The organism is Shewanella phaeophyticola, from assembly GCF_025398315.1.
Taxonomy (GTDB): Bacteria; Pseudomonadota; Gammaproteobacteria; order Enterobacterales; family Shewanellaceae; genus Shewanella; species Shewanella phaeophyticola.
In genome coordinates this window covers 2931456-2953059 of sequence record NZ_JAODOQ010000001.1, presented here as the reverse complement: position 1 = coordinate 2953059, position 21604 = coordinate 2931456, and the positions used below count along the sequence as shown (strand labels likewise).

The following is a 21604-nucleotide window of genomic DNA, read 5'->3' as shown; positions in this document are numbered from 1 at the left end:
AATGAGCACATTTTTAGATATCAGTGGTGTTGATATGGTTTTTCCAACACCTAAGGGATCATTTACTGCCCTCAAAGACGTTAATTTGAAGATAAACCAGGGTGAGTTTGTCTCGTTAATTGGTCACTCTGGTTGCGGTAAATCAACAGTATTAAATATTGTTGCTGGGTTATATCAAGCCAGTTCTGGTGGGGTGATTTTAAAAAATACAGAAGTCAAAGCCCCTGAAGTCAGAGCGGGCTGTGGTGTTTCAAAATCACTCATTATTGCCCTGGCTGAGTGCCTATCAAAACGTTGAGTTGGCTGTAAAACAAGTCTTTGCTGGAAAAATGAATAAAACCGAAATGAAACAATGGATTGAGCATAATTTGCAGCTGGTACACATGGATCATGCTATGCACAAACGCCCCGGTGAAATCTCTGGTGGTATGAAGCAGCGTGTCGGTATTGCGCGTGCGCTTGCCATGCAACCAGAAGTGCTATTAATGGATGAACCCTTTGGCGCACTCGATGCACTCACCCGAGCACATATGCAAGATTCGTTAATGGAAATTCAAAGTCAGCTCAATAATACCGTGATTATGATTACTCACGATGTCGATGAAGCCGTATTGCTGTCAGACAAAATTGTCATGATGACCAATGGCTCCGAAGCCACCGTGGGGGAGGTTTTATCGGTTGAGCTTGAGCGTCCCAGAAACCGCTTAGCCTTAGCTCAAGATACTGAATACAACCGATTGCGTTCTGAAGTCCTTAAATTCCTGTACGAAAAGCAGCGCAAGGTTGAACCACTGCCTCAAATTAAACAAGTAAATAAAATGCAAGATATGTCACAGCAAACAATTAACAAAGTCGTTACCATTAATAACAGTTAGCTTGCAAGCGGCTTAAGTACACACAACAACGTGTAATAATAAAACATTCAAGGGATAAAAGATGAAAAATAAACTGCTTGCGAGTCAAGTTGCGGGTAAAGCTTGTTTAAATTTAACCTCATTTAAAAAAGCGACAGTATCAGCATTAAGCTGTTCATTATTATTGGCAATGGGCAGTGCAAATGCTGCAGACACCAATGTTAATTCAGTAGCTGATGCAATCACTCAAGGTACGGCAAAAGTAAACTTAAATTTACGTTATGAATCAGTCGATCAAGATAATGCCTTAAAAGATGCTGATGCGTTGACTTTACGCACTCGTTTAACGTTTGCTACGGCCGAGTATTATGGATTAAGTGCATTAGTTGAATTTGAAGATTCTCGCAGTCTTGCTGGGGTAAATGATTATAACGATGCTATTGGTAATAATACTGCTTACTCTGTGATTGCCGATCCTGAAACCACTGAGTTAGACCAAGCTTTTTTACAATATAAACGCGATGGCTTTAAAGCTAAAGTCGGCCGTCAAGTGATGGCTCTAGATAATATGCGTTTTATTGGGCATGTAGGCTGGCGTCAAGACCGTCAAACCTTTGATGCAGTGACCATGCAATATGCTATTAACGATTTCACTGTTGATTATGGTTACATTTACAAACGTAACCGTATTTTTGCAGAAGTAAAAGACATTGACTCAAAAGATCACGTGTTTAATGCATCTTACAATTTAGATTTGGGTAAGCTAAGTGCATATGGTTACTTACTTGAAGAAGATACCAACGTAGAAAATGGTATTGACACTTATGGTATTCGCTTTGCGGGTGCTAAAGATTTTGATAACGTCAAACTACTTTATACAGTAGATTATGCAACTCAAGACACAGATACCGCAACGACATCATATTCTACTGATTATATGCTTGCAGAAGTGGGTGTAGGCTTTAGTGGTTTAACGGTTAAGCTTGGATATGAGCTATTGGGTTCAGACGATGGCGAATATGGATTTTCAACGCCATTAGCGACCTTGCATGCGTTTAATGGTTGGGCAGACCAATTCTTGGCTACACCAGCACAAGGCTTAGCTGATACATATGTATCAGTTAGCGGTAAAGTCGCCGGCGGTAAATGGGCATTGGTTTACCACGATTTTGAAGCCGATGACTCAAGTGCCACAGTGAGTGATTTAGGTAACGAAATAGACGCGGTATTTAGCTTACCAATCGATAAGCATTATACTGTCGGTGTTAAATATGCTGCTTATTCTGCGGGCGATGCCGGTGCCGGTAAAGTTGATGCTGATAAAGTATGGTTATGGGCAAACGCTAAGTTCTAATTTATTAGTGTGCTATAACTAAAAAAAGCGAGCATCAATTGATGCTCGCTTTTTGTTTTTTTGGTTGCTGGTACCGCCCGGGTATTATTAATATTATGCTAAAGATTAACCCTGAGTTTGCGGTGCGGTTGATTCATCTGCATAAAACTTATCTACATCTAACTGACCTTCACTTTTACCAATAACAACTGCGGTCATCATGTCGCCTGTGACATTAGTCGCGGTGCGGATCATATCAATAATACGGTCAATGGCCGCAATAAAAGCAATACCTTCAAGGGGTAAACCAATTACGCCTAATGTTACGGTTAGCATTACCATCGCACTACCAGGCACACCTGCTGTACCCACAGAGGCAACCGTAGCCGTAACGGCAATTAACATATAATCGGTCATATCTAATGGAATACCGTAAATTTGTGCAATAAATATCGCAGCAATGGCAGGGTAGATACCACCACAACCGTCCATATTCATGGTTGCGCCTAGTGGCAGTACAAATGCGCTATAGCGTTTTGACACCCCCATCGCTTCAGTGCAGCGTGTGCTGGCTGGTAAAGTACCAAAACTGGATGCCGTACTAAATGCCACGACTTGCGCAGGCATGGCTTTGCGGAAAAACTGTAATGGGCTTAACCCCGCAGCAAATTTCACTAGGCCACCGTAAACAACAATAATGTGAATAAGCGCGGCGATATAAATCGCCATAATAAACTTACCTAACGGTAAAAGTGTGCTTAAGCCATATTCGCCTACTACCCAAGCCATTAAACCAAATACACCAATAGGTGTTAATTTAAGCACCATACGCGTTAACTGGAACATGACTTCCGCGCCCGCTTCAATGGTATTTTTTAAGGCTACGGCTTTTTCGCCTACAGCATTAATCGCAATGCCCACCAACGCAGCAAATACAATAATTTGCAGCACATTACCCTCTGCCAATGAGGCAAATGGGTTAACTGGGATCATGTTTAATAACACTTGGGCAAAGCCAGGTATATCACGTTCGCGCACCTCTGATGTGGCTAGCGCAAGGTTACCGCCCATGTCGATAAGGCTACCAATAGTTAAACCAATAAACGATGCCACTGTTCCCGTAAACATAAACATGGCCAACGTTTTAAAGCTCAGTCTTTTTAAGTTTGATTGCGAGCCTAGAGAGGTAATACTGACCACAATGGCACAAAATACTAGAGGCGCGACCAACATTTTAATCGCACTAATAAACAAATCGCCAAGCGGTTTTAATATGATGGCTGATTCACCCAGACCAATGCCAGTTAAGGTGCCTAAAACAAAACCCGCAATGACTTTTTGCCAAAACGGAATACGATTGAGCGTTTGCAGTATCATGTCAATTCCAAATGTAAGCCCACGCTGTAATACCAAGTGGATGGCATATTAATGGGCTAAATAGCGGAGTGTGGCGTTACAAAACGTCCAGTCATTCCGCATAAGGTTAATAAATATTAATCGCATTGTATGAACTGAACTCATAGCAGACAACGTTATTTTGTTATAACTTATAAGAATAAGTGGGTTTGTTATTATAACTTTAATTTTTTTACTGTTTTTTAACCTATTTCAATAACAAAACCAACTTTTGTTGGTCGAAGCTATAGCCCGTTAACTCAACCCTTTATTACGAGACAATAAGATAAGTCATGACCAGTTTGTGGATGATGTTCTCCGGCGCCTTTTTAGCGGCTACTTTATTACCGGGCGGTTCAGAGGTGTTGCTGGTGGCGTTACTCAATGACGTTCCCTCTATGTGGTGGCAATTATTATTAATGGCCACGTTAGGTAACACCTTAGGCGCCATGACCAGTTATGGTTTAGGCCGTGCTGGTCGGGTGGCTAAAAACCCACAAGACATTCAAAGCAAATCTCATCAAACGGCCTTAGTGTGGGTTGAACGTTATGGTATTTGGGCGTTGTTATTATCCTGGTTGCCACTTATCGGTGATGTACTATGTCTACTTGCTGGCTGGTTAAAGTGGCCATTAATGGCATCAACATTACTGATTTTTGCGGGAAAAATATTACGTTACAGTGTGATTGTTTTCATCTTTATGTCGGTATGACAAGATAAAATGAATCTAGAATTAATCGGCTAGTGCATAACAAGTCTGTAGTGCGCTAGACGTTTTGTTAACAGGAAGGACTCGATTTTGAAATTACATTTAAAAAAATGGTTGTTGGCCAGTGTCATCAGTGCTGCACTGGCAGGCTGTGCCCACGAAGTACAACAAGTTTCTGCATTACCTCAAGGCGTTAGTTTAATTGAAGCCGTTGCTCAGGCAGAAAATCAAGTCAGTATCCCCTATAAAAAGTATCAACTTGCTAATGGCCTGACGGTGATTTTACATCAAGATAAATCAGATCCATTAGTGCATGTTGATGTGACTTACCATGTTGGTTCAGCCCGTGAACTTGCCGGGCGCAGTGGTTTTGCGCATTTATTCGAACACATGATGTTCCAAGGCTCACAACATGTCGCAGACGAACAACATTTTAAAGTGATTACAGAGGCCGGTGGCACCTTAAACGGCACCACAAATACTGACCGAACCAATTACTTTGAAACCGTACCGAGCAACCAGCTAGAAAAAATGCTCTGGTTAGAGTCTGATCGCATGGGCTTTTTACTGCCCGCATTAACCGACAAAAAGTTTGAAGTGCAACGTGAAACAGTAAAGAACGAACGTGCTCAGCGCATTGATAATCGCCCATATGGACGCTTAAATGAACGCTTCAACCAAGCACTGTACCCAGCAGGACACCCTTATTCGTGGCCAGTGATTGGCTGGCCTGAAGATTTAGACCGTGCTACCTCAAGCGATGTTAAACATTTTTTCCAACGTTGGTACGGACCAAACAATGCCACCTTGACCATAGGTGGTGACTTTGATGAAGCGCAAACCTTAGCCTGGGTTAACAAATACTTTGGCGAAATTCCGCGCGACTCTGAAGTGAAGCCCGATGCTAAAACGGCAGTCACTTTAGATAAAACCCGTTATATTTCTATGGAAGACAAAGTTCATTTACCACTGCTTTATATCGGCTTTCCAACCGTATACGCACAACATAAAGATGAGGCCGCGCTCGACTTATTGGCCAATATCTTAGGCGGCGGTAAAACATCGCTTATTTATAAAAATCTAGTGAAAGAAGGCTTTGCAGTGCAAGCAGGTGTGAGTCACCCATGTCAGGAGCTTGCATGCCAAATGTCGTTGTATGCTGTTGCTAATCCTGCAAAAGGCGGTAACCTCGCTGACATTGAAACAAAAGTGAATCAAACCATTGCCGAGTTTGAACAGCGCGGCGTGACCAATGACGACCTACAAAAAGTGAAAGTACAGTTTGAGGCCGACACCATTTTTGGCATGCAAAGTGTGCAAGGCAAGGTGTCGACACTCGCTGCCAATCAAACCTTTTTTGGGCAACCTGACATGGTAGCCTCTGATCTTGCGCGTTATGCCAACGTCACTAAATCCGACGTCATGCGGGTATTTAACACCTACATTAAAAACAAACCTATGGTCGTAATGAGTGTGGTACCAGAAGGGCAAACACAGTTAATTGCTCATGAAGACAACTTTACACCTAAGGTTATGCCGATAGCGCAAGAAGCGGTTACCGGATTAACGGGTACAGCATTTGCTAAGTCATCTTTTGATCGCAGTAAAATGCCAACATCGTCAGCCGCTCCGTTGCTTACTGTGCCACAACTGTGGCAAGCCAAGCTTGAAAATGGCATCAGTGTGATGGGCACAGAAAGCAACGAAACGCCAACCGTAGAGCTATTAATATACCTTGATGGCGGTCATCGTTTAGCTTCGCTAGATAAAGCCGGTGTTGCCGATTTAACGGCGTCTATGCTTAATGAATCAAGCAGCAAACGCAGTAGTGAAGAGCTTGCTGGTGCATTAGACATGCTAGGTTCAAGTATTTCATTTGGCGCGAGCAGTTCTCAAAGTTACATTAAAGTCTCGAGCTTAACTGAAAACCTCGATGCGACCTTGGCTCTAGTTGAAGAGCGTTTATTTAGCCCTGGTTTTTTACAGGCAGACTTTGATCGCGTTAAACAACAAGCTATCCAAGGCTTACAACACCAATTATCAGACCCTAACTACATTGCCAGTACGGGCTTTAAAGCATTACTTTACGGTACTAACAGCCCAATGGGAGTGAGCAGCAATGGTACGGTTAAGTCTTTGTCAGCCCTAACGTTAGATGACGTTAAACAATATTATCAGCAACAATATCGTGCGGGTAATGCGCAAATGGTGGTGGTGTCTGATTTAAATCAACAGCAGTTAATGCCTAAACTATCATTATTTTCACAATGGCAGGGCGAGGCGACTCAAGTTGCACCATTAGCTGCATCACCCACGCACCCTAAAAACACTGTTTATTTGATTGATAAACCAGGTGCAGCGCAGTCAGTTATTACTCTAGGTAAAACATCGTTAGCTTATGATGCCACAGGCGATTACTTTAAAGCTTACCTGATGAACTATCCATTAGGCGGTGCATTTAATAGTCGTATTAACCTTAATTTGCGTGAAGAAAAAGGCTATACCTACGGTGCTCGAACCATGTTTGTAGGTGCTGAAGACTCTGGTGAGTTTATGGCTTACGCTAGCGTCCGCAGTGACGTGACTGCCGATGCATTAACGGAGTTTGTTAATGAGCTAACCGCTTACCAAGCAAAAGGCATGACAGATGATGAGCTTAACTTTATGCGTAGCTCTATTGCCCAAGGTCAAGCGCTTGAGTACGAAACACCGTATCAAAAAGCCGGTTTTTTACGGATGATTCAACGTTATCAACTCGACAGCAATTTTACCGCAGAGCAAGATAAAATCGTCAATAACATTTCAACTCAAGAGCTAAACCAACTGGCGAGTCAACTGTTGAACATTGATGATATGGTTATTCTGGTCGTGGGTGATAAAACCAGCGTTGAACCTAGCATAAAAGCATTAGGCTATCAGGTTGAAACACTAACACTTGCTGACTAGTTGAACAATTGATACGCTTTGGTTAACACTGGCACTTGAAAAAGCTCAGTGTTAACCTCATATTGTAAACAGAAGTCAGCTCGCTAAGTTAGCTGGCTTTTTTAATGTAATTGACCAAACTGTATCTGTGCTCAATTTATCTTAAATGTGTAAGTTGAGGTTAGATTGTTTAGGCGTTACACAAGCAATTTTAATGACTTAGATCTTATAAACGGTAACCGCAGCGTGTTGCCGTTTTTATTTTTTTAACTTAGTAGCGCGATGTCTCGCTGACGTAGAGATACATTTTTTGCGAAATTAGTAACAATATCCTTTATTATCAGGTCTAGCTGTTTACTCGCAATGCGAATCCATAAAAGAGAGTAGTAAATTGAAGTCTTTCAATGAAAAAGTCGAACACTTAAACAATACTCAAGGCCGCGAGGCATTATTGGGCATGTTACGTGGTATTGAACGTGAAGCATTGCGTATTGACGATAACGGTCATTTAGCTCAAGACGAACACCCAAAAGCATTAGGCTCAGCCCTGACTAACTCGCGTATTACTACAGATTACAGCGAAGCATTACTCGAATTTATCACCCCAGTAAATCACAGTATCGACGATTTACTCGAAGGGTTAACCCAAACTCATGCCTATACTGTACGCAATCTTAATGGCCAAAAACTGTGGCCAGTGAGCATGCCGTGTTATGTCGGCGATGTTGCCAATATACCGGTAGCGCGTTATGGCAATTCTAATACCGGTAAAATGAAAACCTTATACCGCAAAGGATTAACTCACCGTTACGGCGCGTTAATGCAAATTATTGCCGGGGTGCATTTTAACTTTTCGGTTTCAAATGAGTTATGGCAACGCCTGTATGATGACAAAATGGCTAACGGTAATGGCAATGCTTGCTGTAGCAAAAGTATTACTTTTGAAGATTTTATCTCTGAATCTTATTTTGGTCTTATCCGTAACTATCGCCGTTTAGTGTGGGTATTGCCGTATTTGTTTGGTTCATCACCCGCGTTATGTGGGTCGTTTATTAAAGATCAAGAAGTTGATTTTGAGTTTGAAAAAACCGGTAAAGGGACCTTGTATTTACCTTACGCAACCTCATTGCGCATGAGTGATTTAGGCTACACCAATAAAGAACAAGACACCTTAAACATCAGCTATAACTCACTACCTGAATACCTTGAAGGTGTGGGCGCTGCGATTAAAATGCCGTCGAAAAAATTTGCCCAAATTGGTGTCAATGTGGATGGTGATTACCGCCAGCTTAATAGCAATATTTTGCAAATTGAAAACGAGTTTTATGCGCCAATTCGAGCGAAACGAGTGACTAAATCAGGCGAGAAGCCTTCGCAAGCATTAGCTCGCGCAGGTGTCGAGTACATTGAAGTTCGCGCATTAGATGTTAATCCATTTAGCCCTGTGGGTATTGATGCTACCCAGGTACGCTTCCTCGACTTATTTTTATTACACTGTTTATTGTCACCATCAGAAGACACTGACGAAGCCGGCGAAGCTGAAATCGCTGCAAACTTAAAAGCCGTAGTGCTTGAAGGCCGCAAACCGGGTTTAACCTTGCAACGCCATGGCCAAACCATTGGTTTAAATGAGTGGATGCACGCGTTATTTGCTGAGCTATCACCCCTTGCTGTATTACTCGACGGTGAAGACAGTCATGCATATCAAACGGCATTAAATACTTGGGCTGAAGCCATTGATGACCCAGATAAAACCTTGTCAGGTCGTGTTCTTCACGAAGTTGTCGTGAAGGGAACTGACCACAGTGTATGGGTTCATCAGTTGGCCAAAGGTTATCATGAATTTTTGAGCCACTACCCACTTAGCGACGAAACTGAGCAATTTTATGCAGACGAAGCCAAAGCCTCGCTAGCTGAACAGCAAAACATTGAACAACAACCCCAAGACACCTTTAGCGAGTTTTTAAAACAATATTTTAAAGACGTCGTGCCAGCAGGCACCTTTGAGGCTAAGTAAACATGTCTGGCAGATTGTCCTGGCGAAACAAAGCGCAAGCTACCGTAATGTGTTTGGCATTTGTCATTTTGCATGGTTGCGCGTCTTCGCCTGATGATACTGTCGCTTGTGGCACTGTTTCTAGTTATCTTGCACCGGATAACAGTGCCCAGCTTTACCGGGTGGTGGTGACTCATCTTGACGGTGTACCGGTTATTCTCACTGCTCAATTACCGCTTAACCCCGGGTAAGCACGAGTTTACCGTAGCTGAACTGATTAATGCGCCAGAGCTCAAAGTGTCACTCGCGGCGCGTAAAGTGAAGGTATTGACTGTCGATGTGAGTGCTGAGCAGCGATACCATATTGCAGCTCAGTTTAATACAGACCGGATTTATATCGGCCAAAACACAGGGTATTGGCAGCCCATTGTGTGGCAAACTGAATCTCATCAATGTGAGATGAAATCCGAACCTTAATTGCATTAGCGGTTCATTGATGTAAAACTCATCGTATCATCATAGGCTTAGCGGCTAATTGCCTGCCACTTTGTCCCAAATGTTATTTCTGGGTTAGCGAAAACCGTTAGCCTTACGTGCAAACCGAGGTGTTATGAAGCGTTTTTTAGCTGTTATTAGCTCAGTCTTATTACTGCAATTGTCTGGTTGTGCCACCTCTCCTCCGAAAGATCCTGATAATATCTGTGCCATTTTTGAAGAACACAGTGATTGGTATGATGCCGCCGTAGACACCCGTGAAAAGTGGGGCGTGCCAGTTCATGTTCCATTAGCCATGATGTATCAAGAAAGCTCGTTTAAACACAATGCTGCTCCCCCAATGGAATACTTTCTATGGATTATTCCCACTGGGCGAGCCAGCGATGCTTATGGTTATGCACAAGCGAAAACCATGACCTGGGACGACTATGTACGTGAAACGGGAAACAGTTGGTCAAGCCGCAGCGATTTTGACGATGCGATGGATTTCATGGGCTGGTTTATTTATAAAACCCATAAAATTAATGGTGTGTCTAAATGGGATGCTAAAAACCAATATTTAAATTATCACGAAGGTTGGGGCGGTTATAAGCGTGGCTCTTACAAAGCGAAAAAGTGGCTGACTCCAGTGGCCAATAAAGTCGACCAGCGCGCCAAACGCTACGCAGCTCAATACGGTAAATGCAAAGAGGATTTAGATTCATCCTGGTGGTGGTAATACCATTTCCATTAATTATGTGACCAATCAGAGCCGCTCAGACTGTTCAGTTTGAGGCGCATTGTTGAAAGAATGGTTACTCCCTTTTAAGGCAATGCAACAAAGAAATGGACTGTCTGAGCGTCTCCTGCAAGGCGGGTTTCTGTGCCTTCTATGCTGCTTAATAGTATTTTGATGTACGACTGCATGGATGCAGGAGGTAGAGCAACGCAGGAGCAGTTGCCGAGAGCAACTATGCCTACAATCCTATTACTTGCCTAGAAGGTACAGAATTCCCGCTGAATGACCAGATAATTGCTGGAATTGGTATAAATTTTGAAACGTTTAATTCAAAGGTCATAACAAAAAAGGAGCCTAGGCTCCTTTTTTCGTCGTTGATCAGATTTCATCGTTAATAAGATATATTAAGCAAACTCGGCCAAAATCCAATCTAAAGGAGCCTGGTATTGCTGTGGCATCCAGCTTTTAAGTTGTTTAATGCTGTCATTTAACATGGCTTTATTGTGCACAGACAAGTTTAAGTGACCCACTTTACGGCCGACTCGCACTTCTTTGTTGTACCAAAACAGTTCAGCATTTGGCAGGCTTAACCAGCGGTCGTCTTTATCGACACCAATCAAGTTAACCATCACACATTGAAAGTTCACCTGTGGTTGATGCATTGGCAAATTACACAGTGCGCGTAAATGCAGTTCAAACTGATTGATATGACAGCCCGCCTGGGTCCAATGGCCTGAGTTATGCACTCTAGGCGCAAGCTCGTTAACCATAAGATGTTCGCCAACTCTAAAGCACTCCATCGCCATCACACCCACATAATCAAGGCCGTTCATCACCTTGCTTAACATGGTTTCAGCTTCAGCTTGCAGTGGTGCTAAACGGCTGAGTGGCGCAATCGAGGCCATTAAAATACCGTCTTGATGTAGGTTCAGTGTTAACGGATAAAACAAGCAGCGGCCATCCTGGGTGCGTACGCCCACTAACGACACTTCTTCATCAAAGTTAATCGCTTGTTCGGCAATGGCTTCATTGCGCCAATCATCAGGAATCGTGGTTGCTTCAGCCTGTTTTAGCCAATGCTGACCTTTACCGTCATAACCGCCTGTGCGGCGCTTTAACAATACTCGGTCACCATAAGCACTGTGCAGTGTGTCGGTACGGGTATTGTCATCGACAAGTTGCCATGGTGAAGTGGCTACCGACAATTCATCTAACAGACTTTTTTGAGTAAAACGATCCGCTAAACGGCCAAATACGGGGCAGCGTTGATAAAATGTGGGTGCTGGCTTAATTGCAAGCTCAGTTGCGACTCTGGCCACTGTTCACGTTCTGCGGTGATGATGTCGTCTGCCAGTAACGGCAATTGCGCATCAGTAGGGGTCATAATATCAACCGGACGTACATTAATACCCAGTGGTTGACCTGCATGGCTGAGCATGGCACCTAATTGACCATCACCCAATACCCAAAGATTTTTTGGCAAAGTCATTAGTCTTCTCTCGGATCGGGATTATCAAGAATAGTGCGAGTTTGTTCATCACGAAATGCGTCTAAACGTGCGGCTAAATCTGCGTCGGTGACCGCCAAAATTTGACTCGCCAATAAGCCTGCATTAAATGCGCCTGCCGTACCAATGGCTAAAGTGCCCACAGCAATACCTTTTGGCATTTGGACTATTGATAATAGGCTGTCCATGCCAGATAACGCCTTACTTTGTACTGGCACCCCCAGCACTGGTAAGCGAGTTTTAGAGGCGATCATGCCAGGTAAATGGGCTGCTCCGCCTGCGCCACCAATAATAACTTTGTAGCCTTTATCTGCAGCAGAACTTGCAAATTCCATTAGCTTGTCTGGCGTTCTGTGAGCTGAAATAACTTCAACATGATAAGGCACTTGAAGCTTATCCATTATTTCTGCGGCGGCTTCCATTGTCGGCCAATCACTTTTCGAACCCATCACAACAGCAACTAGGGCTTGCATGTTAACTCCTTAACGTACTTATTCTATTAGTATATTTTGTTAATTCACCGGATAAAAAAACCAAGTGATTAACCTCAATATTAAGGCGGTAAAAAAGGGGCTAGATAATAGCATAACCCACGCGCGGTTGGCTTTAGTTCAGTGTTTCATGAGGCTAACACTCAGTTTCTAAAAACGAAAACTCTTTTGTTGTGCCAGAGGGTGGATAAAGATGTGATTGAAATAACCCTTTTTGAAATTTTGCTCGTTGTTAGTCAGTAGCGACATAACAAGCAATTAAAAAAGGGCACGATTATGAAGGATTATCAACAAGCATTTAAACAGCGTCTTTTGGCATTAATCATCAGTGGCATGATGGTCGGCGGCTGCGCGCAAGAGTCAAACGATTCAACCCAGCGAGGGCAAGCGCAGACTGACACCACAACGAGTGCACCTGAGCCTATAGCCGCCCCAAAAGACTTACCCGTGAGCGACTCTCATATCAAACCTCAACAAGCAGAAATGATGATTCCTGCACAGGGACAAGCTCAAAGATTGGTAAAACAGCGCCAGCAATTGAGTGAAGCGAAAGTGATGGCCAACGTTATGCCAATGCACAGCGATAATCGTCACCTTAGCTTGGCACCTATCAATAATGATAAGTTTGCTACCTTAGTGCAAAACGGCAATATGGTGGTGAGTGAAACACCGGTATCGACCTTCTCGATTGATGTTGATACCGGGAGTTACAGCACCACTCGCAAATTAATTAACCAAGGCCAATTACCCGTTAAAAATAGTGTGCGAGTAGAGGAGCTGATTAACTACTTTAGCTACGATTACCCCGCGCCAACCGATGTCGATGCGCCCTTTAATGTCACTACCGAGTTGGCGCCATCGCCCTACAATCAAGACACGCAATTGTTACGCATTGGCATAAAAGGGTTTGATATTGATACCGACCAACTTGGTGCCAGTAACCTGGTGATGCTGCTAGATGTGTCAGGTTCAATGTCGTCAAACGATAAATTACCTTTGCTTAAACAGGCGCTGTTGATGCTCAGCCAGCAATTGTCGGCGCAAGATAAAGTCTCGATTGTGGTTTACGCCGGTGCCAGTGGCGTGGTGCTTGATGGCGTTGCTGGTAACGACTTTGCTGCCATCAGCCGCGCACTGAATCAACTCAATGCTCAAGGCGGCACCAATGGCAGCCAGGGTATACAGCTGGCGTATCAATTAGCGCAAAAGCATTATATTGAAAATGGCATTAATCGAGTCATTTTAGCCACCGATGGCGATTTTAATCTGGGCATGACCAACCATCAACAGCTGGTGGATTATGTGGCGACTCACAGTAAAACAGGTATCGGTTGGTCGACATTAGGTTTTGGTTTAGGCAATTATAATGACCATCTATTGGAGCAGTTATCAAATAAAGCCAATGGTCAATATGCCTATATTGACACCTTAAATGAAGCGCGCAAAGTGCTGGTAGATCAACTCAGTGCGACGTTATTAACCATTGCCCATGATGTTAAAGTACAAATTGAATTTAACCCCACAGTGGTATCTGAATACCGTTTAATTGGCTACGAAAACCGCTTATTAAACCGCAGCGACTTTAACAACGACGCTGTTGATGCAGGTGAGATCGGCGCGAGTTGCACAGTGTCACTGCGTTATACGAATTACGTTATAACGACAGCCAAAATAACTTGGTTGATCCGCTGCGTTACTCTGCATCAACGGTGACTGATGCCGATGTTTCGATAAATCGCGATGAAGTGGCTTTTTTAAAATTGCGTTATAAAGCCATTGGCGGTCAAGCCAGCCAATTATTAACTTACCCCATCACGAAACAGCAGCAATTAAGCCATTTGCACCAAGCCAGTGATGATTTACGCTTTGCAGCAGCGGTGGCCGGTTTTGGTCAATTACTGAACCATAATGATTATGTCCACGACACTGATTATGCTAAGTTAATTACACTTGCCGAATCTGCAATGAGTCAAGACCGTTTTGGCTATCGCCATGAATTTGTACAGCTATTAAAAACTGCCAAGGTGCTGTCGATGCAGTCAGCAGAGGCGATGCCGCCAAGTCAGGTTGCTAAACGGGTTAACCCACATTAAGGATAAAATGGTGCCAACACTCACTCAGTCAAAAGACGCACAGCCAAAGGATGACCATTTAGTGCCACAAGTCGGTAGTGACGAGCAGCTCATGCTCGACTACCAGGCGGGCGATATCAGTGCATTCGAAACCTTATATCGCAAACACAAAGGCTACTTTGTATCGTTATTTCGTTCGCCAAATACATGATCAACAATTGGCCGAAGACTTATATCAAGACACCTGGAGCAAGGTGATGAATGCGGCGGCGCAATATCAAGTTAAAGCTAAATTTACTACCTGGTTGTATAAAATTGCCCATAACTTGCTGATTGACCATGTGCGAGTGGTTAAGCCTCTCGATAATATCAGTCCACTTGCCGATGAGCAGCAAATGGATAGCCTTGAGGCTGACAATCTCAACGCGCCAGAGCCGCGATTACAGCAACAGCAGCAACTCAATATGATGAAAGCCTGCATTGCTGATTTACCCGCAGTGCAAAAAGAAGCGTTTTTGCTCAACATTGAAATGGGCATGACCGCTGCGATGATAAGCGACATTGCTAATGTGACCTTAGAAGCTACCAAAAGTCGCATTCGTTATGCTTATCAGAGTATTAAGCAATGTATTGCTCATAAATTGCAGGAGATAAGGTAATGAGTCAGCAACAAGATGATGCAGCGTTCACTGCATTACAAACTGAAATCAAACAAGCCTATCATCAGCAATCATTAGAACAACCTTCTGCTGAGTTAGACGAGGCAATTTTGGCAAAAGCCAGGGCTGGTCGTCATGTGGTCGCTAAACAAAATGGCGCGACTAAATCATTATGGCAACGTAATGCTTGGCTATTTTCAACTGCCGCATCGGTGATCTTGGTGGCGGGATTGTTTATTTTAAACCCGAGTTTACAACAACAAGTTGGCATAAACCCTGAACAAGGATTGCCTGAGCCGCAGATGGACGTTCAACCGTTTGATGTTGAAAACGTAATGAGCAAATCATCAAGTGAAACCATTTATAATGCCGCAGTTGAACAATCGATTGTTATTGAAGGTTTGTCAAAGCGCGCTGCATCGCCAAAGCTCGAACAGGTCAGCCCAACGTCTGTAAGTGATGAGTCCCCAAGCGGCAATACGCTAGCTGACAAAACGCAGGTGCAGGATGCTTCACCACAGGTGATAGAGGAATCACAACAGCAAGTCCGAGCGGCTAAAAAGGTTGCCGATACTGAAGCCGCGCAACGAAAGGCTGCACTGCCTATACGCCAGCAAGAAAAAGAGCTTAAACTGATGAAGCAACAACTTGAAAGTCACCCTAAAGGTACTATTGAGCTTGATACCGCTGAAGTCGCATTTGCGCGATTACAGGCGTTAATGGCAGACAATAAAATCAAGCAGGCTGAAGGTTATATGATCACCATGGAACAGCGCTTTCCTGAGCTTTTGAGCCCAGCACATCCACTTTATGAGCAGTATCAAAAAATTAAAGTGCAGCTTACTTCGCAGTAATCAATTAACGCGCAACTATATCATCGGCTAAGCGAATAATGCTTAGCCGTTTTTCGTTACATTTTTGTACTGCAAAAAATGACATAACTCTGATAACGTGAACAAATAATACCAAGGCCTTAGACCGAGTAAAAGGAAACACCTCACCATGAAACTTCGCCGCTCTGTTACACATTGCATGTTAGCTTTAGGCACATTAGCCTGCTCATCAATGATTTTCGCCAATGCCTCTAATCAAGGCTATTACCGTGCCCCTGCACTGCATGACCAAACACTAGTTTTTACCGCAGAAGGCGACTTGTGAATCACGCAGCTTAACCAAACCAAAGCCAGCCGCTTAACCAGCCTCACAGCTGAAGAGCTCGATGCCACCATTTCTAAAGACGGTAAGTGGGTGGCTTATACCGCCAATTATGAAGGCGCAACCGAAGTGTATGTGATGCCCATTGCGGGCGGCGTGGCAAAACGTGTGAGCTTTGAAAACAGCCGAGTACGCCTGCAAGGCTGGACCGCTGCAGGTGAGGTTTTGTATTCAACCGACAATGCCTTTGGCCCCGCTAATTTTTGGGTGCTCAAAACCGTTAATCCGCAAACATTAACGGTGACCGACTTACCCCTAGCCGATGCCGTTGAAGGCGCCGTCGATGATAAAGGCGAGTATGTCTATTTTACCCAGTTTGGCCTGCAAGTGAGTGGCGACAACGCCAAGGTTTATCGCGGCGGCGCTAAAGGTGAAATATGGCGTTATAAAATGGGCAGCAAACAAGAAGCGCAAAAGTTAACTACAGCTCATGAAGGTTCTGTCAAACAACCCATGGTGTGGCAACAACGGGTGTATTTTGTCAGCGACCAATCGGGTAATGATAATATTTGGTGCATGAGTGTTGATGGCACAGACATTAAACAACATACCCAATACAGCCAATGGCAAGTGCGTGATGCTCAACTTGATAATGGTCGCATTGTATTTCAACAAGGCGCCGACATTAAGCTACTGAATTTAGCCGACATGGCCGAAAGTACCCTGGATATTGAACTCACCAGTGACTTTGCACACCGCCGTGAACAATGGGTGAATGACCCAATGGATTACGCCACCTCAACGGTGTTTGCTCAGCAAGGTGACAATGTGGTGATTACTGCGCGCAGCCATGTGGCGGTTGCTAGCAACGATGGCCGTCGTTTGATACAAATAGCCACACCTGCCAATAGCCGTGTGCGCGACGCGTTACTCAGCAGTGATGGTAAATGGGTTTATGGCATTAGTGACGCGTCTGGTGAACAAGAAATTTGGCAATATCCAGCAGACGGCTCTGATGGGGCAAAGCAGCTGACAAAAAATGGTAACACTCTGCGTACCAGTTTAACGTTATCGCCCAATGGACGTTATTTAGCGCACGACGATTACATGGGCAATGTGTGGTTATTGGATTTAACTCGCAGCAACAACCAAAAAATTATCGAAAATGGTGAAGGCCTTGGCCCTTATCAAGATATAAAATGGTCTGACGACAGCCAATTTATTGCACTAACCAAATTAGAAATCGGCAAGCAACGGCCGCAAATTGTGTTGTATTCTGTTAATGAGTCTAAAGCCCAAACCTTAACCACAGACAAATATGAGTCGTTTTCGCCTAGCTTTAGCCATGACGGAAAATGGTTGTACTTTTTGTCTAACCGCGAATTTAAAGCAAACCCAGGCTCGCCTTGGGGCGATCGTAACATGGGGCACTATTTTTGACAAGCGCACCCAAATATTTGCCTTAGCGTTAGAGGCTAAAGCCGCGTTCCCGTTTGCCAAGCCTACTGAGCTTACCGCTAACAAAGGTGCGCAAAAAGCCGATAAAAATGATCAAGACTCACCAGCGAAAACAAAAGTCGACTGGGATGGATTAAATCAGCGTTTATGGCAAGTGCCAGTCGATGCAGGCAACTACAACAGTTTAACCGCCACAAAAGATAAGCTGTATTTACTCGATGGTCATCAAGGTAAAAGCGAGTTAAAACTGGTTAAGTTTGATGCACAACAGCCAAAAGTAGAGACTTTTAGTGACGATGTGGGTACAATATGCGTTGGCAAAAGATGGCAGCAAACTTATGTTGCGCAAAAAGTCAGACCCTAAAAATATCATGATTGTTGATGCGGGCGACAAACTTCCAAGCGACGTGTCTAAAGCTAAGGTGAGCACTGACCAATGGCAGCTAAGCATTTCACCACAACAAGAATGGCAACAGATTTTTGAAGATGCCTGGCTTATGCATCGCGACTCGTTTTTTGACCCTAAAATGCGCGGCGTAGATTGGCAAGCAGCCAAAGCCAAATATCAGCCACTGGTAGACAGGCTTACCGACCGTAACGAACTTAATGACATCTTTGTGCAAATGATGGGTGAGCTCAATTCACTACACTCACAAGTGCGTGGTGGTGATATTGACAAAAATACAGATGCGGCCAAAGCCGCAGCGTTGGGCGCAAGGTTAACGCAAACCGATAAAGGGGTGGTGATCAGCCACATTTACCAAACCGACAGTGAGTTGCCTTTGTCTGGTTCGCCGCTTGCTCGTATAGACGTGGATGCCCAAGAGGGCGATGTCATTCGTGCTATTAATGGTAAACATGTTGACTCTGTTGCCGATGTAACGCAACTACTGCGTAATCAGGGCGATAAACAAGTGCTAATTGGACTTCAGCGTGGCAAAACGGCTCTTAATACAGTGGTAACACCACATGACATACGTACTGACGCCAAGCTACGTTACCTTGATTGGGTAGAGCATAATGGTGCCAAAGTTGCTAAAGCCTCAAAAGGTAATATTGGTTACTTACATTTGTATGCTATGGGCTCTGGAGATATTGAAAGCTTTGCCCGCGAGTTTTACACCAATTACGACAAAGACGGCTTAATCATTGACGTGCGCCGTAATCGTGGCGGTAACATCGACAGCTGGATTATCGAAAAACTGCTTCGTCGTGCGTGGGCATTCTGGCAGCCAACCCATGGCAGCACCAATGCAAACATGCAGCAAACGTTTAGAGGTCATTTAGTGGTATTGGCCGATCAGATGACCTATTCAGACGGCGAAACGTTCTCTGCCGGTATTCGTGCGCTTAATATTGCGCCCATTATTGGTAAACAAACTGCCGGTGCGGGAGTGTGGCTGTCGGGGCGTAACTCAGTTACCGACAAAGGCATGGCGCGAGTAGCCGAATACCCTCAATACGCTATCGATGGTCGTTGGATTGTAGAAGGCCACGGTGTTGAACCCGACATTGAAGTCGATAACTTACCTTACGCGACATTTAGCGGCAAAGATGCCCAGCTTGAAGCGGCAATCAGTTACTTAAAAGATGAGTTGGTGCAACAACCTATTGCGCCATTACAAGGGGTACCCATGCCAAAAACAGGTAAAGCAGACGACATCAAAGCCAAATAGGTTTGCTGTTCGCCATGCTTGCCAGCAAAGGCTGTAAGCACATACGTAAGTAATACCAATTCCACTAATTATCTGGTCATTCAGCGGGAATTCTGTGCCTTCTAGGCAAGTAATAGGATTGTAGGCATAGTTGCTCTCGGCAACTGCTCCTGCGTTGCTCTACCTCCTGCATCCATGCAGTCGTCGGCAACTGCTCCTGCGTTGCTCTACCTCCTGCATCCATGCAGTCGTCGGCAACTGCTCCTGCGTTGCTCTACCTCCTGCATCCATGCAGTCGTCGGCAACTGCTCCTGCGTTGCTCTACCTCCTGCATCCATGCAGTCGTACGTCAAAATACTATTAAGCAGCATAGAAGGCACAGAAACCCGCCTTGCAGGAGGCGCTCAGACAGTCCATTTCTTTGTTGCATTGCCTTAGAAGGGAATAACCATTATTTCAACAATGCGCCTCAAACTGAACAGTCTGAGCGACTCTGATTGGTCACATAATTAATGGAAATGGTATAATCTAATCCCGAGTTCAGGTTAAGAAAAAATGTCCCTGCCAAATCCAATTTGGTCAGGGCATTTTTATTAATGATGAAAAATGAGATTGGCGTTACGCGGGTGAATGCGCCGTTTAGTTGGTTTTAATCTCAACTTCACAAGCAATTGAGTTAGCAATAAAACAGTTTGCGTGTGCTTTTTCATGTATTTTATCTAAGGTTTCTTGGGTGACTTCAATACCTTCAGCAAAGGTCACAATTGGCTCAAGTGTCATTTTAACTACCGCCACTTTGCCCGCCTCATTTTTGCCTAAATCGGCAGTGGCATTGTCAACATAGCTCAGTACGGGCAATCGTTTTAAATGTGCAATCGCTAAAAAAGTCAACATATGGCACGACGACAATGCCGCCAGTAGGCTTTCTTCTGGGTTTACTTTGTCGGCACTGCCTTTATATTCAGGTGCCGAAGATGCGTCGATTGTTTGTCCTGTGCCAAATTTGACCTGGTGGTCGCGATTAAACTCACCTTCCTCACTGGGTGAAGACTGCCAATTTACCGTTGTTTTAAAACCCATTCTGTACTCCCAAACCACTAAAATAGTGATTGTTTATAACGACTCAATGTACCGTTTAAAATCAGAGCGAAGGTGAGTGAAACGATAACTTATTAGGCTAGATTCAACACCAAGTGCTAATGAAAGTCTATGAAGCAGATCGAAAAAAACGCTTTTAATCTGCAGCTAATGATTAAGGTCTGTTGATCTTTGCTATGCAGCATCTGTGGTGAGCTTGGTGATTAACTCTGCAATCGTAGCAGGCTCTTGTGCGCCAGAGACTAAATACTGCTGATTAAACACGATGGCCGGTACGGCTTGAATGCCGCGACTAATCCACAATTGCTCTTTCTCTTTGACGGCTTTTTCATAACGCCTGTCGGTCAATACCGCCCGGGCTTCTATCGCGTCTAAGCCCGCGCTGGTGGCCGCTTCAACTAACACCTCTATATCATCTGGGTTTTTCTGCTCAGTAAAATAGCTGGTGAACAACGCCAGTTTTAGCTCTGTTTGTTTACCAGACTCAGCAGCCCAATACAGTAACTGGTGGGCAAGTAGGGTGTTATAGATACGCGATGAGTCTGAAAAGTTAAATTTAAACCCTAAATCGGCTCCCATTTGAGTCAGTCGCTGTCTATTTTGTGCACTTTGCTCTGGTGTTGAACCGTATTTCTCTGCAATGTGTTCGCCTAAATGTTGACCCTCAGAGTCCCATTGCTGGGTTAAGTTCAAAAGGGTGCCATTGTAATGTCACATCAAGGTCGTCAAATTGGCTTAATGCGATCTCAAGACGGCGATATCCTACAATGCACCACGGGCACATTACGTCTGAAACAATGTCAATTTGGAGCTGTTTTGTTGCCATGATGGATCCTAATAATGATTAATTCGACTTAATTTAAAAAAATAAAATAACTACATTTGCTTATAAATTAACTGCTTTTACGGGTTAATTGATGGGTTTATCACCATTTGTATAAACAACACGAAAGTTGCAACCAACGCCGTTAAAAATGTGTCTATACTTAATCAGTAATCTGATGTTTAATCAATGTAAGGGTTAGGTCTATTTGATATAGCTCATTCGAGTTGTGTTAAACACTTGCTGGTGGTACATACTTC

The 21604-nt window shown here is 44.0% G+C and carries 11 protein-coding genes and 6 pseudogenes; 11 read left to right on the top strand and 6 right to left on the bottom strand.

The genetic code is table 11. The features are described from left to right. Nucleotide 1 precedes the first annotated feature (1 nt). Both N4T56_RS13685 and N4T56_RS13680 read left to right on the top strand, forming a co-directional pair. A pseudogene (locus N4T56_RS13685) lies at nucleotides 2-875 on the top strand (ABC transporter ATP-binding protein). A 169-nt stretch (nucleotides 876-1044) separates the two neighbouring features. Then, nucleotides 1045-2208: an alginate export family protein gene (locus N4T56_RS13680; protein WP_261734831.1), complete on the top strand. Its 1164-nt coding sequence runs from the start codon at nucleotides 1045-1047 to the stop codon at nucleotides 2206-2208. A gap of 105 nt (nucleotides 2209-2313) precedes the next feature. Here the strand turns inward: N4T56_RS13680 and N4T56_RS13675 are convergent, their stop codons facing one another. Next, nucleotides 2314-3564: a dicarboxylate/amino acid:cation symporter gene (locus N4T56_RS13675; RefSeq protein ID WP_261733618.1), complete on the bottom strand. Its 1251-nt coding sequence runs from the start codon at nucleotides 3562-3564 to the stop codon at nucleotides 2314-2316. Between the two features lie 311 nt (nucleotides 3565-3875). On the opposite strand from N4T56_RS13675, the gene N4T56_RS13670 reads away from it, so the two are divergent. The 5 genes and pseudogenes from N4T56_RS13670 (at nucleotide 3876) to N4T56_RS13650 (ending at nucleotide 10426) form a co-directional block, all read left to right on the top strand. Continuing rightward, nucleotides 3876-4295, top strand: a complete 420-nt coding sequence (locus N4T56_RS13670) for a YqaA family protein (protein WP_261733617.1) — start codon at nucleotides 3876-3878, stop codon at nucleotides 4293-4295. 87 nt (nucleotides 4296-4382) lie between these two features. Further along, the gene (locus N4T56_RS13665; RefSeq protein ID WP_390904057.1) at nucleotides 4383-7238 is read left to right on the top strand and encodes a M16 family metallopeptidase; all 2856 of its coding nucleotides are present in this window, start codon (nucleotides 4383-4385) and stop codon (nucleotides 7236-7238) included. A gap of 352 nt (nucleotides 7239-7590) precedes the next feature. After that, nucleotides 7591-9234, top strand: coding sequence for a glutamate--cysteine ligase (gene gshA / locus N4T56_RS13660; protein WP_261734829.1), 1644 nt, complete (start codon nucleotides 7591-7593; stop codon nucleotides 9232-9234). A gap of 47 nt (nucleotides 9235-9281) precedes the next feature. Further along, nucleotides 9282-9690: pseudogene (locus N4T56_RS13655) on the top strand (hypothetical protein). Between the two features lie 133 nt (nucleotides 9691-9823). Next, on the top strand, nucleotides 9824-10426 hold the full coding sequence (locus tag N4T56_RS13650; protein WP_261733616.1) for a transglycosylase SLT domain-containing protein: 603 nt from the start codon (nucleotides 9824-9826) through the stop codon (nucleotides 10424-10426). 404 nt (nucleotides 10427-10830) lie between these two features. On the opposite strand, the pseudogene purK reads toward N4T56_RS13650, so the two are convergent. Together purK and purE are read right to left on the bottom strand one after the other, a co-directional pair. Further along, nucleotides 10831-11915, bottom strand: a pseudogene (gene purK / locus N4T56_RS13645) (5-(carboxyamino)imidazole ribonucleotide synthase). Further along, nucleotides 11915-12406, bottom strand: coding sequence for a 5-(carboxyamino)imidazole ribonucleotide mutase (gene purE, locus N4T56_RS13640; protein ID WP_261733615.1), 492 nt, complete (start codon nucleotides 12404-12406; stop codon nucleotides 11915-11917). The pseudogene purK and the gene purE overlap by 1 nt, the downstream one beginning before the upstream one ends. Before the next feature lie 489 nt (nucleotides 12407-12895). Here purE and N4T56_RS13635 point away from each other — a divergent pair. From N4T56_RS13635 to N4T56_RS13620, 4 genes and pseudogenes are all read left to right on the top strand, one after another. After that, nucleotides 12896-14517: pseudogene (locus N4T56_RS13635) on the top strand (vWA domain-containing protein); the annotation flags it as partial. Nucleotides 14518-14608: 91 nt separating this feature from the next. After that, nucleotides 14609-15155, top strand: a pseudogene (locus N4T56_RS13630) (sigma-70 family RNA polymerase sigma factor). Further along, nucleotides 15155-16009, top strand: coding sequence for a hypothetical protein (locus N4T56_RS13625; RefSeq protein ID WP_261733614.1), 855 nt, complete (start codon nucleotides 15155-15157; stop codon nucleotides 16007-16009). Before N4T56_RS13630 ends, N4T56_RS13625 begins: the two are co-directional and overlap by 1 nt. 148 nt (nucleotides 16010-16157) lie before the next feature. Beyond that, a pseudogene (locus N4T56_RS13620) lies at nucleotides 16158-19444 on the top strand (S41 family peptidase). Between the two features lie 618 nt (nucleotides 19445-20062). On the opposite strand, the gene N4T56_RS13615 reads toward N4T56_RS13620, so the two are convergent. The 3 genes from N4T56_RS13615 to N4T56_RS22540 form a co-directional block, all read right to left on the bottom strand. Next, on the bottom strand, nucleotides 20063-20503 hold the full coding sequence (locus N4T56_RS13615) for an OsmC family protein (protein ID WP_261733613.1): 441 nt from the start codon (nucleotides 20501-20503) through the stop codon (nucleotides 20063-20065). Between the two features lie 192 nt (nucleotides 20504-20695). Further along, nucleotides 20696-21214, bottom strand: coding sequence for a DsbA family oxidoreductase (locus tag N4T56_RS13610; RefSeq protein ID WP_315903056.1), 519 nt, complete (start codon nucleotides 21212-21214; stop codon nucleotides 20696-20698). After that, nucleotides 21186-21347 (bottom strand): DsbA family protein, encoded by a 162-nt coding sequence (locus N4T56_RS22540; protein WP_315903055.1) that lies wholly within the window; start codon nucleotides 21345-21347, stop codon nucleotides 21186-21188. Before N4T56_RS22540 ends, N4T56_RS13610 begins: the two co-directional genes overlap by 29 nt. Nucleotides 21348-21604 lie beyond the last annotated feature (257 nt).

Excerpts from the sequence above, each read along its gene's own strand:
- N4T56_RS13680 (WP_261734831.1), top strand. The coding sequence starts at position 1,045 with ATGGGCAGTGCAAATGCTGCAGACACCAATGTTAATTCAGTAGCTGAT.
- N4T56_RS13675 (WP_261733618.1), bottom strand. The coding sequence starts at position 3,564 with ATGATACTGCAAACGCTCAATCGTATTCCGTTTTGGCAAAAAGTCATT.
- N4T56_RS13670 (WP_261733617.1), top strand. The coding sequence starts at position 3,876 with ATGACCAGTTTGTGGATGATGTTCTCCGGCGCCTTTTTAGCGGCTACT.
- N4T56_RS13650 (WP_261733616.1), top strand. The coding sequence starts at position 9,824 with ATGAAGCGTTTTTTAGCTGTTATTAGCTCAGTCTTATTACTGCAATTG.
- purE (WP_261733615.1), bottom strand. The coding sequence starts at position 12,406 with ATGCAAGCCCTAGTTGCTGTTGTGATGGGTTCGAAAAGTGATTGGCCG.
- N4T56_RS13625 (WP_261733614.1), top strand. The coding sequence starts at position 15,155 with ATGAGTCAGCAACAAGATGATGCAGCGTTCACTGCATTACAAACTGAA.
- N4T56_RS13615 (WP_261733613.1), bottom strand. The coding sequence starts at position 20,503 with ATGGGTTTTAAAACAACGGTAAATTGGCAGTCTTCACCCAGTGAGGAA.
- N4T56_RS22540 (WP_315903055.1), bottom strand. The coding sequence starts at position 21,347 with ATGGCAACAAAACAGCTCCAAATTGACATTGTTTCAGACGTAATGTGC.